The organism is Lentisphaera marina (assembly GCF_028745505.1).
In the GTDB taxonomy this organism is placed as follows: domain Bacteria; phylum Verrucomicrobiota; class Lentisphaeria; order Lentisphaerales; family Lentisphaeraceae; genus Lentisphaera; species Lentisphaera marina.
Map to the genome: position 1 here is coordinate 1,172,688 of NZ_JAQZZL010000001.1, position 13,067 is coordinate 1,185,754.

13 protein-coding genes are annotated in these 13,067 nt (G+C 40.7%); 8 read left to right on the plus strand and 5 right to left on the minus strand.

Annotated features, from left to right (window positions below):
• Nucleotides 1-5 precede the first annotated feature (5 nt).
• Nucleotides 6-1,148 (minus strand): Gfo/Idh/MocA family protein, encoded by a 1,143-nt coding sequence (locus tag PQO01_RS04875; protein ID WP_274312911.1) that lies wholly within the window; start codon nucleotides 1,146-1,148, stop codon nucleotides 6-8.
• A gap of 142 nt (nucleotides 1,149-1,290) precedes the next feature.
• Between PQO01_RS04875 and PQO01_RS04880 the strand changes: the two genes are divergently transcribed.
• Nucleotides 1,291-2,013, plus strand: coding sequence for an AraC family transcriptional regulator (locus PQO01_RS04880; RefSeq protein ID WP_274312912.1), 723 nt, complete (start codon nucleotides 1,291-1,293; stop codon nucleotides 2,011-2,013).
• Nucleotides 2,014-2,122: 109 nt separating this feature from the next.
• On the plus strand, nucleotides 2,123-3,685 hold the full coding sequence (gene cimA, locus PQO01_RS04885; RefSeq protein ID WP_274312913.1) for a citramalate synthase: 1,563 nt from the start codon (nucleotides 2,123-2,125) through the stop codon (nucleotides 3,683-3,685).
• A gap of 109 nt (nucleotides 3,686-3,794) precedes the next feature.
• Here the strand turns inward: cimA and PQO01_RS04890 are convergent, their stop codons facing one another.
• From PQO01_RS04890 to PQO01_RS04905, 4 genes are all read right to left on the minus strand, one after another.
• On the minus strand, nucleotides 3,795-4,217 hold the full coding sequence (locus tag PQO01_RS04890; protein ID WP_274312914.1) for a hypothetical protein: 423 nt from the start codon (nucleotides 4,215-4,217) through the stop codon (nucleotides 3,795-3,797).
• A gap of 205 nt (nucleotides 4,218-4,422) precedes the next feature.
• Entirely contained in the window at nucleotides 4,423-5,076 is a 654-nt protein-coding gene (locus PQO01_RS04895) for a phosphopantothenoylcysteine decarboxylase domain-containing protein (protein ID WP_274312915.1), read from the minus strand.
• Nucleotides 5,077-6,312, minus strand: a complete 1,236-nt coding sequence (gene argG / locus PQO01_RS04900) for an argininosuccinate synthase (RefSeq protein WP_274312916.1) — start codon at nucleotides 6,310-6,312, stop codon at nucleotides 5,077-5,079.
• Nucleotides 6,313-6,452: 140 nt separating this feature from the next.
• Nucleotides 6,453-7,079 carry a 2'-5' RNA ligase family protein gene (locus PQO01_RS04905; RefSeq protein WP_274312917.1) on the minus strand — a complete coding sequence of 209 codons (627 nt, stop codon included), beginning with the start codon at nucleotides 7,077-7,079 and terminating at the stop codon, nucleotides 6,453-6,455.
• Nucleotides 7,080-7,222: 143 nt separating this feature from the next.
• Between PQO01_RS04905 and PQO01_RS04910 the strand changes: the two genes are divergently transcribed.
• From PQO01_RS04910 to PQO01_RS04935, 6 genes are read left to right on the plus strand one after another with little or no spacing between them, the layout of a single operon-like run.
• A complete protein-coding gene (locus PQO01_RS04910) occupies nucleotides 7,223-8,125 on the plus strand; it encodes a protoglobin domain-containing protein (protein WP_274312918.1) in 903 nt (300 codons plus the stop codon).
• Between the two features lie 9 nt (nucleotides 8,126-8,134).
• Nucleotides 8,135-8,494, plus strand: coding sequence for an STAS domain-containing protein (locus tag PQO01_RS04915; RefSeq protein WP_274312919.1), 360 nt, complete (start codon nucleotides 8,135-8,137; stop codon nucleotides 8,492-8,494).
• The gene (locus PQO01_RS04920) at nucleotides 8,481-8,876 is read left to right on the plus strand and encodes an anti-sigma regulatory factor (RefSeq protein ID WP_274312920.1); all 396 of its coding nucleotides are present in this window, start codon (nucleotides 8,481-8,483) and stop codon (nucleotides 8,874-8,876) included. The genes PQO01_RS04915 and PQO01_RS04920 overlap by 14 nt, the downstream gene beginning before the upstream one ends.
• Complete coding sequence (locus PQO01_RS04925) at nucleotides 8,873-9,442, plus strand: SpoIIE family protein phosphatase (protein ID WP_274312921.1); 570 nt, start codon at nucleotides 8,873-8,875, stop codon at nucleotides 9,440-9,442. The genes PQO01_RS04920 and PQO01_RS04925 overlap by 4 nt, the downstream gene beginning before the upstream one ends.
• Complete coding sequence (locus PQO01_RS04930; RefSeq protein ID WP_274312922.1) at nucleotides 9,439-10,923, plus strand: ATP-binding protein; 1,485 nt, start codon at nucleotides 9,439-9,441, stop codon at nucleotides 10,921-10,923. The genes PQO01_RS04925 and PQO01_RS04930 overlap by 4 nt, the downstream gene beginning before the upstream one ends.
• On the plus strand, nucleotides 10,916-13,024 hold the full coding sequence (locus tag PQO01_RS04935; protein ID WP_274312923.1) for a protein kinase domain-containing protein: 2,109 nt from the start codon (nucleotides 10,916-10,918) through the stop codon (nucleotides 13,022-13,024). The genes PQO01_RS04930 and PQO01_RS04935 overlap by 8 nt, the downstream gene beginning before the upstream one ends.
• Nucleotides 13,025-13,067 lie beyond the last annotated feature (43 nt).

The window sequence follows — 13,067 nt, forward strand, 5'->3', positions numbered from 1 at the left end:
TTAGTTTAAATTGCAGTCCATGCTGCGTTATTTTTAGAACTACCCACAACGGCATCGATAAATTTCATGCCACGTACACCATCGGAAATTGTTGGGTAGTCAAATTTGATTTCTTTATTACCATCTTGGAATTCGCGAATTTGATTGACGAAGTTCAGGTAAATATTGGCAAAGGCTTCGAGGTAGCCTTCTGGGTGACCCGCAGGTGTACGGCAAGCATTAGCAGCCGCTTCACCGAGGTAGCCCATACCAGCGCGATAGATTTGTGTGGGATCTTCAAGCCATTTTACAATCATTGTATTGGGTTCTTGCTGACGCCATTCTAGGCCACCTTTCTCGCCGTAAATGCGAATGTTGAGGTTGTTTTCATCACCAACCGAAATTTGCGAAGAATGCAAAATACCTTTAGCGCCATTATTGAAACGCAAGAGTACATTGGCGTCATCATCCAAGAGACGACCATCAACGAATGCGGTTATGTCTGCAGCGAGTTCTTTGATGTGTAAGCCAGTGATGTATTCGGCAAGGTTTTCGGCGTGGGTACCAATGTCGCCTACGCAACCAGCGGCACCACTTTTTGTGGGGTCAGTACGCCAAGCAGCTTGTTTTTGCTCAGAGTCTTCAACTTTAGTTGCAAGCCAGCCCTGTGGGTATTCCACAACAACTTTGCGGATTTCGCCGAGTTTGCCCTCGGCAATCATTTCTTTGGCTTGCTTTACGAGTGGGTAACCCGTGTAATTGTGAGTCAGTCCGTAGAGAAGTCCCGTTTTTGCTACAATGCCTTCAAGTTCGATTGCTTGTTCTGTGTTGAAGCAAGCAGGCTTATCGGAAAGCACGTGGAAGCCGTTTTCGAGTGCCATTTTTGCTGGAGCGAAGTGCATGTGATTTGGTGTGACAATTGCCACAAAATCCATTCTTTCACCTTCTGGTAGAGTCTTCTCTGTGAGGATCATTTCTTCGTAATTGGCGTAGCAGCGTTCTTCTGGAAGGAAAAAGTCTTGTCCAGAGAGTTTTGATTTTTCAGGAGTGGAACTAAAAGCACCACAGACGAGTTCGATTTGTTGATCAATGGCAGCTGCAATTCTGTGTACGGCACCAATAAATGCACCGCGACCACCGCCGACCATGCCCATGCGAATTTTTCTCATGTATTTCTCCTCAGTTAAGTTTTTGGAATGATACAAGCATAAGGCTTGTGGAGCTAATCTTATTGTTTTAATGAGGCATTCTTTTGTAATATCTCGACAAATGGCTATGTTTTTTATACGTGAGATTTTAATCAGAGGCATTATGAGCGATTTTTGGGCAGAAGTGAAGTTAGATGAATCAATTAAAATTTTATTGAATAACTTGCCGGGTGTACAGGTTTTTGTAAAAGACTTGCATGGGCGATTTACTCATGTTAATGAAGAGGCTTTGCAGGCTTATGGTGCCAGCAAACTAGAAGATATTTTAGGGAAGACGGATCACGAAGTATTTGGTGCGAAATTGGCTGAGAATTACGTTAAATCAGATGCCGATTTATTTAGAGAGAAGCAGCCACAAACCAATATTATTGAATTGGTGCGCAATCGCTATGGTCGTGTGGAGTGGGTAGTGACGACCAAAATTCCTTTGTTTAATCACGGTGGTGAGATAATGGGTTTGATGGGGACGAGTCAGAATTTTGGACGTGCGCAAAAAAACTTACAGCCCTATTTAGACATAGCACCTGGTGTCGAATACATGGAAAATAATTACATGAAAAGTTTTTCTGTTGAAAAATGTGCAGACTTATCTCACCTCTCGGTGCGTCAGTTTGAGCGAAAATTCAAAAAGACTTTTCTAACAAGTCCACAGGATTACATCATGAAAACACGAATTCAGCACGCTTGTAATTATTTGCTGAAATCGAAGATGGGAATTGCGGAAGTCGCATTAAAAGTTGGCTTTTATGATCAGAGTGTGTTTACTCGCCAGTTCAAAAAACAGCAGGGCTTAACACCCGGGGCTTATCGCAAAAAATTCACCTAAGGCTTGATTAAGAAGGGTGCCTTTTATTCGCCCTTTTTTGAAATCATGCTATTATACGCGACAAAATTTCAACTTTCGCGGACTCCGCAAAAACTTTAGGCACAGGATTATGCACGACGTACAAATATTTGATACCACTCTCAGAGATGGTCAGCAGGGCAAGGGGATTTCTTTCACCGTAGAAGACAAGGTGAAGATTGCGAAGCTTTTGGATGAAAATGGAGTGAGTTATATTGAAGGTGGTTGGCCCGGAGCTAGCCCCAAAGTTGAAGCCTTTTTTGAAGAGATTAAAAATGTTGAGCTCAAGAACGCGAAGATGGTGGCCTTTGGCTCCACAAGACGTGCGAGCAATACTGCTGAAGACGATGTGTTTTTAAATAAGATAGTTGATTCGGGTGCCCCCGTTGCTTGTATCTTTGGTAAGAGTTGGGATTTGCACGTCCATGAAGCCTTGAAGATAAGTTTAGAAGAAAATTTGGATGTGATCGAGAGCTCGATTGCCTTCCTTAAAAAATCTGGCTTAGAAGTCTTTTTTGATGCCGAGCACTTTTTTGATGGTTACAAGCGCAATCCAGAATATGCAGTCAAATGCTTACAGGCTGCTGAAGCAGGTGGTGCGGAAGTTTTGGTACTCTGTGATACAAATGGCGGAACTCTCCCTTTTGAACTTTCAGAAATCCTCGAAGAGATCAAACCACAATTGAAGACGCCTTTGGGAATTCACGCGCATAATGATTGTGAGTTGGCTGTAGCGAATTCTTTAACAGCCGTCAAGCATGGCGCGGTTCAAGTTCAGGGAACCATAAATGGTTTCGGTGAACGCTGTGGTAACGCTAATTTATGTTCAATCATTCCCTCGCTTAAATTGAAGATGGGAATTGAAGTAGTTAGTGATGAGCAATTGCAGGCTTTAACGTCCTTATCTCATCACGTTTATGAAATTGCCAATTTATCGCCTGTTGATAGTCAAGCTTATGTGGGGAATAATGCCTTCGCACACAAGGGTGGTGTTCACGTTTCCGCTATTTTAAAGAATCCAGAAACTTATGAGCATATTCGTCCTGAATTGGTGGGCAATAAGCAGGAAGTGACGGTTTCGGATCAAAGCGGTTTATCGAATTTAATCTATAAAGCCGAGAAATTTGGTATAGAGATTAACCCCAAGGACCCCAATATAAAATCACTTGTGCAGCGCACCAAAGAATTGGAGAAGATGGGTTTCACTTTTGAAGAGGGTGAAGCCAGTTTTGAACTATTAATGCGCCGTAAGCTCGGTTTGTTTGATCGCTCTTTTGAGCTTTTGGGTTTCCGTGTCATTGATGAAAAACGCGGGCATGATGAAGATGTGATTGTCGAAGCAACTGTAAAAGTCAATGTAAAAGGAACTGTTTACCATACGGCAGCAGAGGGTGAAGGGCCTGTAGATGCTCTGAATAAAGCTCTGCGCAAAGTGCTTGAGGTTCATTTTCCACAATTGAGTACCGTTTTTCTTAACGACTATAAAGTTCGTGTCTTAAACTCTGAAAAGGGTACTTCATCAAATGTTCGCGTCTTGATCGAAAGTACAGATGGTAAGAAAAATTGGGGCACAGTTGGTGTATCAGCTAACCTGATTGAAGCTACTTGGAAGGCGCTTATTGATGCAATTGAATATAAGTTATTGAAAGGTTGATAGCTGTCTAAATTACGTTAAAATCTTTAATAGATTTTAATTTTGAGCAATAAAAAAAGCAGGCCATGATGGTCTGCTTTTTTATACTTAAATTTGATTATCTAGGAACTTAGAAAGGGCAATCCTCTGGATCGTTGATATCATCAAAGTTTGGCATATCGCTCACGGGAGGGCGCGAATTGTTGAGGTCAGCCATGTCATTAGATGGCTGCTGAAAAGCTGGTGGAGCTTGTTGCTGAAAGTTTTGAGCTTGAGGAGCTTGCTGCTGGAAGTTTTGCGCCTGTGGAGCTTGTTGTTGGTATCCACCGCCCTGGTTTTGGGTAGGCTCCCAAGTGTCAATTGTTAGACTATGAGTCTGGCCATACTGACTGGGCTGGCGTCTCTTGTTCATGTTGAGGTTGACATAACCTTTTGCGTTGAGGTTATTCATTAGTGTTTCGAGGTCTTGTTTGTTAAAGGAGATACGGTGAAATGCACCGAAATTACCATTAACTTCCTTGGCACCGCCGACGTAAATTTTTTCGTTAGACATGTTATGATCCTCCAAGTGGTTTTGATCGTTTTCTCTTGTCAGTAATGAATGGAGCTTATCCAAATTTGCTTATTATGATAAGGGTTGCATTTCAATGCTTCAAGTCGACATGAGTGCTAGTTGGCAAATTTATGGGGCAGTAAAAGTGAATTTGTGAGAGAAAGGATTTTTTGAAAAAAAATCAGCAAATTAATCGTCTAAAAGTTTAATCTAAGGCGCGTCTTAATTGCGTGATTAAATGATCGCAAAGATCAGTTTTTGTCGATGCAGGAATTGAGTTTCCCTCGGGGTCGATGATGTAGGTCTGATGGGCTTCGCCATCCATTTCATCGAGATTGTTGGCGACAATGAGTTCGGCATTTGAAGCTTTCAGGGAATTGAGAGCAATTTCATGGAGCTCTTCACGGCTGAGGCCAACTTGAAGTTTAAACTTCACCAAAAATGATTTGGGTGTGGCTAGTCTGATTTTGTCCACTAATTTTTCAGTGGGAATGAGGGGGATGTTGAAGCCATCTTTGGAGCTTTTTTTACCTTGGTAAACATCTGAAGACTGAAAATCAGAAACGGCAGATGAGTGTAGAATGGCATCGAATTGACTTAAATCAGTTTTTTCGAGTAAATCTTTTAGATCATCATAATAAAAAAACTGTTGGACATTCATTTCAGTCCAATCAGAGGTCTGAAATTTGGCGCGTCCCGGTCCCATGAAGAGAGTGACTTTACAGCCTTGTTCTTTAAAGGACCGAGCAATGCGTAGGCCAGTTTCGCCAGAAAAAACGGAGGTTAGAACCCTGACGCGATCAACTGCAGTCCAAGTTGGGCCTGCAGTGACGAGAATGTGTTTTCCGGCGAGACTCATTTAGCAGTCGTCGAATTGACCAGCTTTTGCGAGGGCCGCAGTTTCTACAGAAATGATGTCCGCATAACCTTGGCTAGAAGCAGGGTTCAAGCCATCAGATGCTTCCATGGAACTATCTGCTTCATTATAGAGTGACGCGTAGATGTCAGTCATGCTCTGGAAGAAAATGTTGCCTTTATAAAGACCGAGTTTTACTTCGCCTTCTGCAGACTCAGTTAGCGTGTCAATAGCAGCGCGGGCAGCCTGAACAGTTTTGTCGTAGTAACGACCATCATATACAAGATTTGAAATGAGCTCACCCATCTGCTTGTAGAGCTTGAATGAATTGCGGTCAAGAGTCGCTTGAAGGATGTTTTCTAGACCAGCGTGGAGGAGTTCCATGCCAGGAGCTTCGTAAACACCACGAGATTTAGTACCGATGATGCGGTTCTCTAAAGCATTTTTCATCCAAATACCATTGCGACCAGCGATCTCATTGGCTTTTTCCATAGCTTGAAGTGGGCTTAATTTTTCACCATTGATTGATGTGCAGTAGCCATGTTGGAAAGTGAGGGTGATATCTTCAATTTTGTCTGGAGCATCAGCAGGCCATACGCCCATTGTAGGCTCTACAATAAGGCAGGAAGTTTCGAGCTCTTCGAGGTCTTCTGCTTCGTGAGAGAGTCCTGCGAGGTTAGCATCGGTAGAATATTTTTTCTTCATACCAATAACTGCTGGGATATCGAATTGAGCGAGGTACTCAGCCATTTCTGTACGACCAGGGAATTGCTCGAGGAGTTCAGGGTCGCGCCAGGGAGCATAAACGCCCATTTCAGGAGCGAGAGCACGAGTGTAACGTTCGAAACGCATTTGGTCATTACCACGACCAGTTGCACCGTGGCAGAGAACGTCAACACCATGTTTTTGCATTTCGCGAATAATGCCACGAACTGTAACTGCACGTGCAATACCTGTAGTGTTCCAGTAGCCACCATCGTATGTCGCTGAAGCTTTAATTGTTTCAAAGCAGATTTCTGCCATGTCATCTTTTACATCAACGATGTAAGTTGGTGCGCCGCAGGGCTCCATTTTGGTAACGATATCATTGATATCTTTTTCATCTGGCTGGCCGAGGTCAGCGCTGAAGCAGAGGACGTCGAGTCCTTCTTCCATAAGTCTTTTAGTAACAGTTTTTGAATCGAGACCACCTGAAACGCAGATGCCGATTTTTTTGCCTTTTAAGTCTTTGAGCAACATAATAATTATTCCTTTAAAAATAGATCAATTTGTATCCGCACAATGTAATGAAAAGCAAGGGATTATCAACACCAAATCAAGACTAAATATATGAATGAAAAAAATGCTTAAGAATCCACTCTTTTTTCAGTCCTAAGGACTCAGGAAAAATGTACTTGGGCAATGGTTTCAAAGTCTTCTGGGCATACGGGAATATTATTGATAGGATGAGTCGAAAAGCGCACGCAATCTAAAGAACTTGCTTGTAGAGTAAGTTTAGGGATAGGAATTTTGAAAAAATCATTGAGTATTCCATGGAGGGGAGTTTCTAGATAAGTTCCTAGGGTAATATGCGGCGTAAAGTTTTTTGCGTTAGGGTCGAGTATGGCCTTAGTTATTTCGCTTGTTTTGGTGAGATCACGGCATGCGATGTAGGGGCAGTGGGGGAATGACTGTATTTTTTCTAAACGTATTAGAGGAGGAGCGAGTTTAAGTCTTTGGAGTTTATCGCTGTAATTCAGGAGGGATGTTAAGTTTACTTCATCTTCCTCAAGTGCGTGTTCAGTCAAAAAACCTGCAGGCGCAATGGTAAGGTGTGGTTTTTGTACGGGATGAAGTTTGATTAAATTAGAGAGCTTTAACTGAAAGTGTTGGCACAAGTCCTGGAGGGAATCCTTATTGAATTGATACATCCAGACGACGTAACATTTACGGCCTTTGTGCCATGTTTCGAAGGGGGCAAGTTGTGCGGCTTTTAGATCCATGAGCTCTTCGTGGAGTTTTAACAATTATTCAATCTTAAGGATATTTATTAAAAGTATAGATTTATCTAAGCTTTTTTTCTGAATTCCAGTATAAAGTCAAGGTTTTTCCTTTATGCTGATGTGATCACACTATAGATTGTTTTACTTAAATCGTAGAGGGACATAGAATGAACTATAAGAATAACGAAACTATTTGTAACTATAAGTCTGCGCAGCTTCTCGATCTGTTTCAGATAAGTTCGAAAGATATTGAATTGATTCAATCAGCGGGCAAAGAATTGTCTGAGCACCTTGATGAATTTATTGCCGATTTTTATGTGTGGCTTAAAGATACAGAAGAATTTTCCATATTTTTTTCAGATCAACAACTTTTACAGCAAGTGAAAAATATTCAGAAGATTTACTGGGCGGAGTTTTTAGAAGCTAAAATTGATGAGAAATATGTACTGAGCCGAGAAACAGTTGGGCTGACTCACGCTCGTATTGGCCTATCACTTTCAGCTTATTTTGTGGCAGTTGATCATAGTTTATTTATTTGGATTAAGAGGATCTTAGGCTCAAAGTGTGAAAGTGATTTAGATGCGGTATGTCGAGCCTTTACTAAGTTGGTTCATTTGGATACGATGATTGTTGTAGAAGCCTTTAGTTTTATGACTAATAAAACTATTTCTAAACAGAGTCAGGCGCTGATGGAAATGTCGACTCCCGTTACCGAGATTTGGGAAGATATTCTGATGTTGCCTTTGGTCGGGATTATTGATTCCAAGAGAAGTCAAGATATAATGAATTCAATTCTGAGTAAAATTTCGCAAACTCAAGCGAGAATTTGCATCCTTGATATTAGCGGCGTGGCAGTCGTCGACACAGCGGTAGCCAATCACTTGATAAAAATTAGCAAGGCGACACGTCTGATGGGCTGTGAATGTAATTTCTCCGGGATTTCTCCAGCGATTGCTCAAACTATCGTTGAGTTGGGCATTGATGTGGGAAGTATTAGAACAAACTCAAACCTTAAAGATGCCTTGAATCATGCCTTCGTTAGTCAAGGTGTTAGAATAAGTAAAGGCTAAGGGAACGCCATGAATCATGTTCCCGGACATTTTATAGATAATTATTTATTATATGCTTTGCCTAGTGATTTAGCTGAGGGTGCTTTTCTAGATTTTAGTGAATTTTTATTAAACGAAGTTACTAAGCGAAAAGTGGAATACTTAATACTGGATTATTCGGCTTACCAGATTATGGATAAGACGGAGTTCCTTCGCTGTCGTAGTTTAGTGAACAAGGTCGAGCTCATGGGTGTCAAGGTTATTAACCATGGTTTAAATGCTGGAGTTGTCAGTGTCTTAGTCGATTTAGTTGATGACTTTGGCGGAATGCAATTTACGGGGAGTTTGAGTACAGCATTAACTCTTGTGGGCGATAATGCAAAATTTTAATTGCTATATATATGATGATGTTTCTGTGTCCACGGGGATTATAGAAGCTCGCGAGTGGTTGGGCGAGAGTGTGGTGGATCATCATGTGAAAAGTTTACTTTTGACCGTTTTTGCGGAGTTGGCACAAAACATTATTAAATATGCGAATAGAGGGAAGATTTTGTTGGAAATGACAAAGTTCGAAGGCGAGGAGTGTTTAATGATTTGTTCAAAAGATCATGGGCCAGGGATAGAAGATATAGAAAAAGCCTTGAGTGAAAATTTTAGTACATCGGGAACCTTAGGCTTGGGCCTCCCAGGAGTGAAGCGAATAATGGATGAGTTCCAAATTGATAGTAAATTAGGAGAAGGAACGACAATTAGGACTTTTAAATACTTATGAATGTAGCGACGAAAGTTCAGGCTCTCATTGGTGAGCGCAATTGCGGTGATTTAGGGATGTATAGGAAGTTTAGGAGTGGTGCATTGCTTGCGCTTCTAATTGATGTGACCGGACACGGTGATGATGCGGGGAGATTAGCAAAAAAAATAGAAAATAATCTAGTCTTTCAAGAAGGTCAGTCAGTGGATTCGTATTTAGATGTGATTGATGATTTATGTAGAGGCGAAGTGGGCTGTGCTGCAGGGGTTCTTTCAGTTGACAAAGAAAATCAACTTACTTACGCAGGGGTTGGGAATGTTTTGTGCCACGTTTATAGTAAAGAAGGCAGGAAGAGCTTTGTCTCGAAAGATGGGATGTTAGGTGTTCGTAAGGGAAGTTATTACACCCAAGAGTATCAATTGGAGAGTGGTGATTTAGTGCTAATGCATACGGATGGTTTATACGATTTTAGTAAAAAAGAACTCGTTTTTTTGGAGTATGAAAATATTGATGCAATTGTCCATCGTCTCATGAGGGACTGTGGTAGAATGACGGATGATATGGGATGCCTAGGAGTGAAAATATGATTGAGATTGGCCATATAAAAGTTAAGTCTGAACTATGTTTGTTAGGCTTACGAAAAAAGTTCTACGCCTTGTTTAAAACACTCGGGCTAGATGATCTGAGCTGTGTCCGTAAAGTGAGTTTCGTGTCCGAATTATTGCGGGAACTCAATTGTCAAAGTGAAATCACAGTACGAATTGAACAACAATTAAGCGGCCACTATATACGTTTAGACTTAAGTCAAGAGATAACAAGACCTGCGGATTTAAAGTACTTTTTCACAGAAGTGATTGAATCTGAAGAGCGATTGATTATAAAAGATTTTTTAGTAGAAAAATTTCATTTTAGCAATGAAAGTATCGCGCAAATGCGCAATAAATTTAGTGAAAAAACGGTCGCACAGTTATTGCATGAACTAGAGCTTAAAAATGAAGAGTTGGCCAATCATGGAGCTGTCTTAGAAGAGAAAGTAGTCAAGCGGACTCGCGATGCGGAGAAAGCACGTGAAGAAGCCGAGAAAGCTAATGTGGCGAAGAGTCAGTTCCTGTCAAATATGAGTCATGAATTACGAACACCTTTGAATGGCGTTTTGGGTTACACTCAAGTTTTGCAGAATGCGCCCGATTTACAAGAGAAGTATAAGGGCAGTTTGAAAGGGATTATGAATTGTGGGGAGCATTTATTAACTGTGATCAATGATATTTTAGATATATCTAAAATTGAAGCTGGAAAACTCGATCTTGTATACGATGAAGTTGACTTGGTGAAAATGGTAAATGATACAGAAGATATACTAAGATATAAGGCTTTAGAGAAGAGTTTAAGTTTGAGTCATACGCTTCAAACAGGGATTCCAAAATCTATAAAATCAGATCCGACGAAGTTAAGGCAAATCTTAGTGAATTTAGTGGGTAATGCCGTTAAATATACAGAGCAGGGAAGTGTAGAGCTGAAAATTTTAGTCGAAGAAGGCAAACTGAAGTTTTTAGTCAAGGATACAGGGATAGGAATCCCGAAAGATAAGCAGAATCACGTTTTTGAAGCTTTTCGACAAGATGAAGGAGGGAGAAAAGAAGGTGGTACAGGACTGGGCTTAGCCATATGTGTAAAGCTTGTTGAAGCACTTGGGGGAGAAATTGGTTTAGAAAGTGAAGAGGGTGAAGGCAGTACTTTTTGGTTTACTCATCCAGCGGATTTTGAAGGTGCATTTACCCTAGAAGCCAGCGACCTTGAAGGTGATCAAGAAGGTGAGGGGGAATCAGAGGTAGAAGAAGTTAATACCATTAATTGGCAAGATTTAAGATTAGAAGAAGAGTGGTTGAAGGACTTGGCTGATGCAGCTGATTTGGGAGATTTTAGTGAGCTGGAAAGCTTAGCGAATGAACTAGGTGATGGCAATGATGATCAAAAACTTAAAGAAATAATTTTGGATAAAGCGAATGATTTTGATTTTTCTGGCATTCAGCAACTGATCCAAAAGTATAAGGAGCTGATGAGTGAATAATCTGGCAGAAGATTTAGTTTTAATTGTTGACGATAATGCCAATAATTTACAAGTTTTATTTAAAACGCTAGCGGTTATTGATGCCAAGATTCTTGTCGCCAAGGGTGGCGTACAAGCTTTGACAACAATCGAGAAAGTGAAACCATCATTAATTTTATTAGACATCATGATGCCGGATAAAGATGGCTATGAAGTGTGTGCAGAATTAAAAGAAAATGATGAGACGAAAGATATTCCGATTATCTTTTTGTCTGCTCTCGGTCAAGTACAAGATAAAGTGAAGGGTTTGAACTTAGGTGCAGTAGATTTTATTACGAAACCATTTCAAGCTGAGGAAGTGGTCTCAAGAGTTAAAACGCAATTGCGTTTGAAACGTTTGACAGAAAGTTTAAAAAACAAAAATGCCTTACTGGAGGAAGAATTAAAAAGAATTCAATACTTAGGGGAAGAGGCAAAAAAGGAGCTAAGTGGCCCATTATTAGGATCAAGCGATGCACTCATCAGTTTGAAAGAAAAAATTGAACATTCAGGCGTGATAGCCAAGCCCTTGATGCTCCTAAGTAAACCAGGCTGTGGAGAAAGTGCAATTGCTCGAGAAATTCATCAAGCATCTAAATATAAGGATCGAGCATTTGTTCATTTAAATTGTACTGAGCTCTATCAGAGTCATTCGGGTTTATTACAGAGTGATAATGAATTGATTGAAAAATTTTCTCTTGCACAGGGCGGGTGTATTTATTTTGAGCAAATTAATAAGCTGCCAGTAGCAAAGCAGGAGGATATTATATCTTACGTTCAAGCTCATTGGTCTTCGGGTGGGAAAGAGGATGGCTTGGTGATTTTTCATGCTAATCGAGATTATGACCCTAATGATATACACCCTGCGGTGTTGGATTATTTATGTGAAAATACAATCCAGATCCCTCGTCTTCATGAAAGACTTGCCGATATAGCTGAAATAGCAAAATTTTATATGAAAAAGTACGCTCAAAAACTCAGTAAAACTATTGATACACTTAGTGAAGAAAGTATTAGGAGCTTAGAGCAATACACTTGGCCGGGTGATGTTAATGAACTGGAAAATGTAATTGAAAGAGAAGTTTTTAAGTGTGAGCTCAATATTCTAGAGATCAATAAGCAAAGCCTTGGAGGTCAACAGACTATCGGGGCTTACCAATTAGATAGTTTGTTAGGAGAAGGTGGGATGGGCGAAGTGTGGCGTGGTATGCATCAGCTTTTAGCGAGACCTGCTGCGATAAAATTAATCAAAAACCTCGACTCCAAAATTTTGAGTAAAGATAATTTAACTCAACGTTTCCACCGTGAAGCTAGGTCAACGGCAAATTTACAATCGCCCCATACAGTGACACTCTATGATTATGGAGTGTCGGACTTGGGAGAATTTTATTATGTTATGGAATTGCTAGAAGGTTTAAGTCTTGGAGAATTGATTAATCAGTTTGGGCCACTTCAGCCAAGTCGTGCTCTTTACCTAATGAAGCAAGCCTGCCGAAGTTTGGCAGAGGCGCATGATATGGGTATGGTTCATAGAGATATAAAGCCAGATAATTTGTTTATTGCAAAGTTGGGTGCTGAATATGACTTTTTGAAAATATTGGATTTTGGAATCGTCTCAAACTCACAAGAAGAAGATATTGATTTGACTGCAGGACAACCCATTGGAACACCTAGCTTTATGGCGCCGGAGACAGCGATGGGTAAAGAGTTGAGTGGTTTGGCGGATATTTATTCTTTGGCATGCACCTTTTATGTGGCTTTATCTGGTGAGCACGTTTTTGATGCGCCAACTCCCATGGCAGTAATGCTGAAACATATTCAAGACGAGCCTGTTAATATTCGTGATGTGGCAAAGTTTGATACACCCAAAGGTTTTGCAGATGTATTGATGAGTTGTATGTCAAAAGAGCCCGCAGATCGACCTCAGTCAGCCCTGGATTTATATAATAAGCTTGATGAATTGGAGGATGAATGGACTTGTCAAACAGCACAGGACTGGTGGGTGTCACATGTGGACCTGAAGCAGAACGAGGAATATAGCCAGGCTATGTCGGATGATTTTAAGACTATGGTGATTGATTAAATCAGACAATAAAAAAGCCACTTCGCAATGAAGTGGCTTTTTT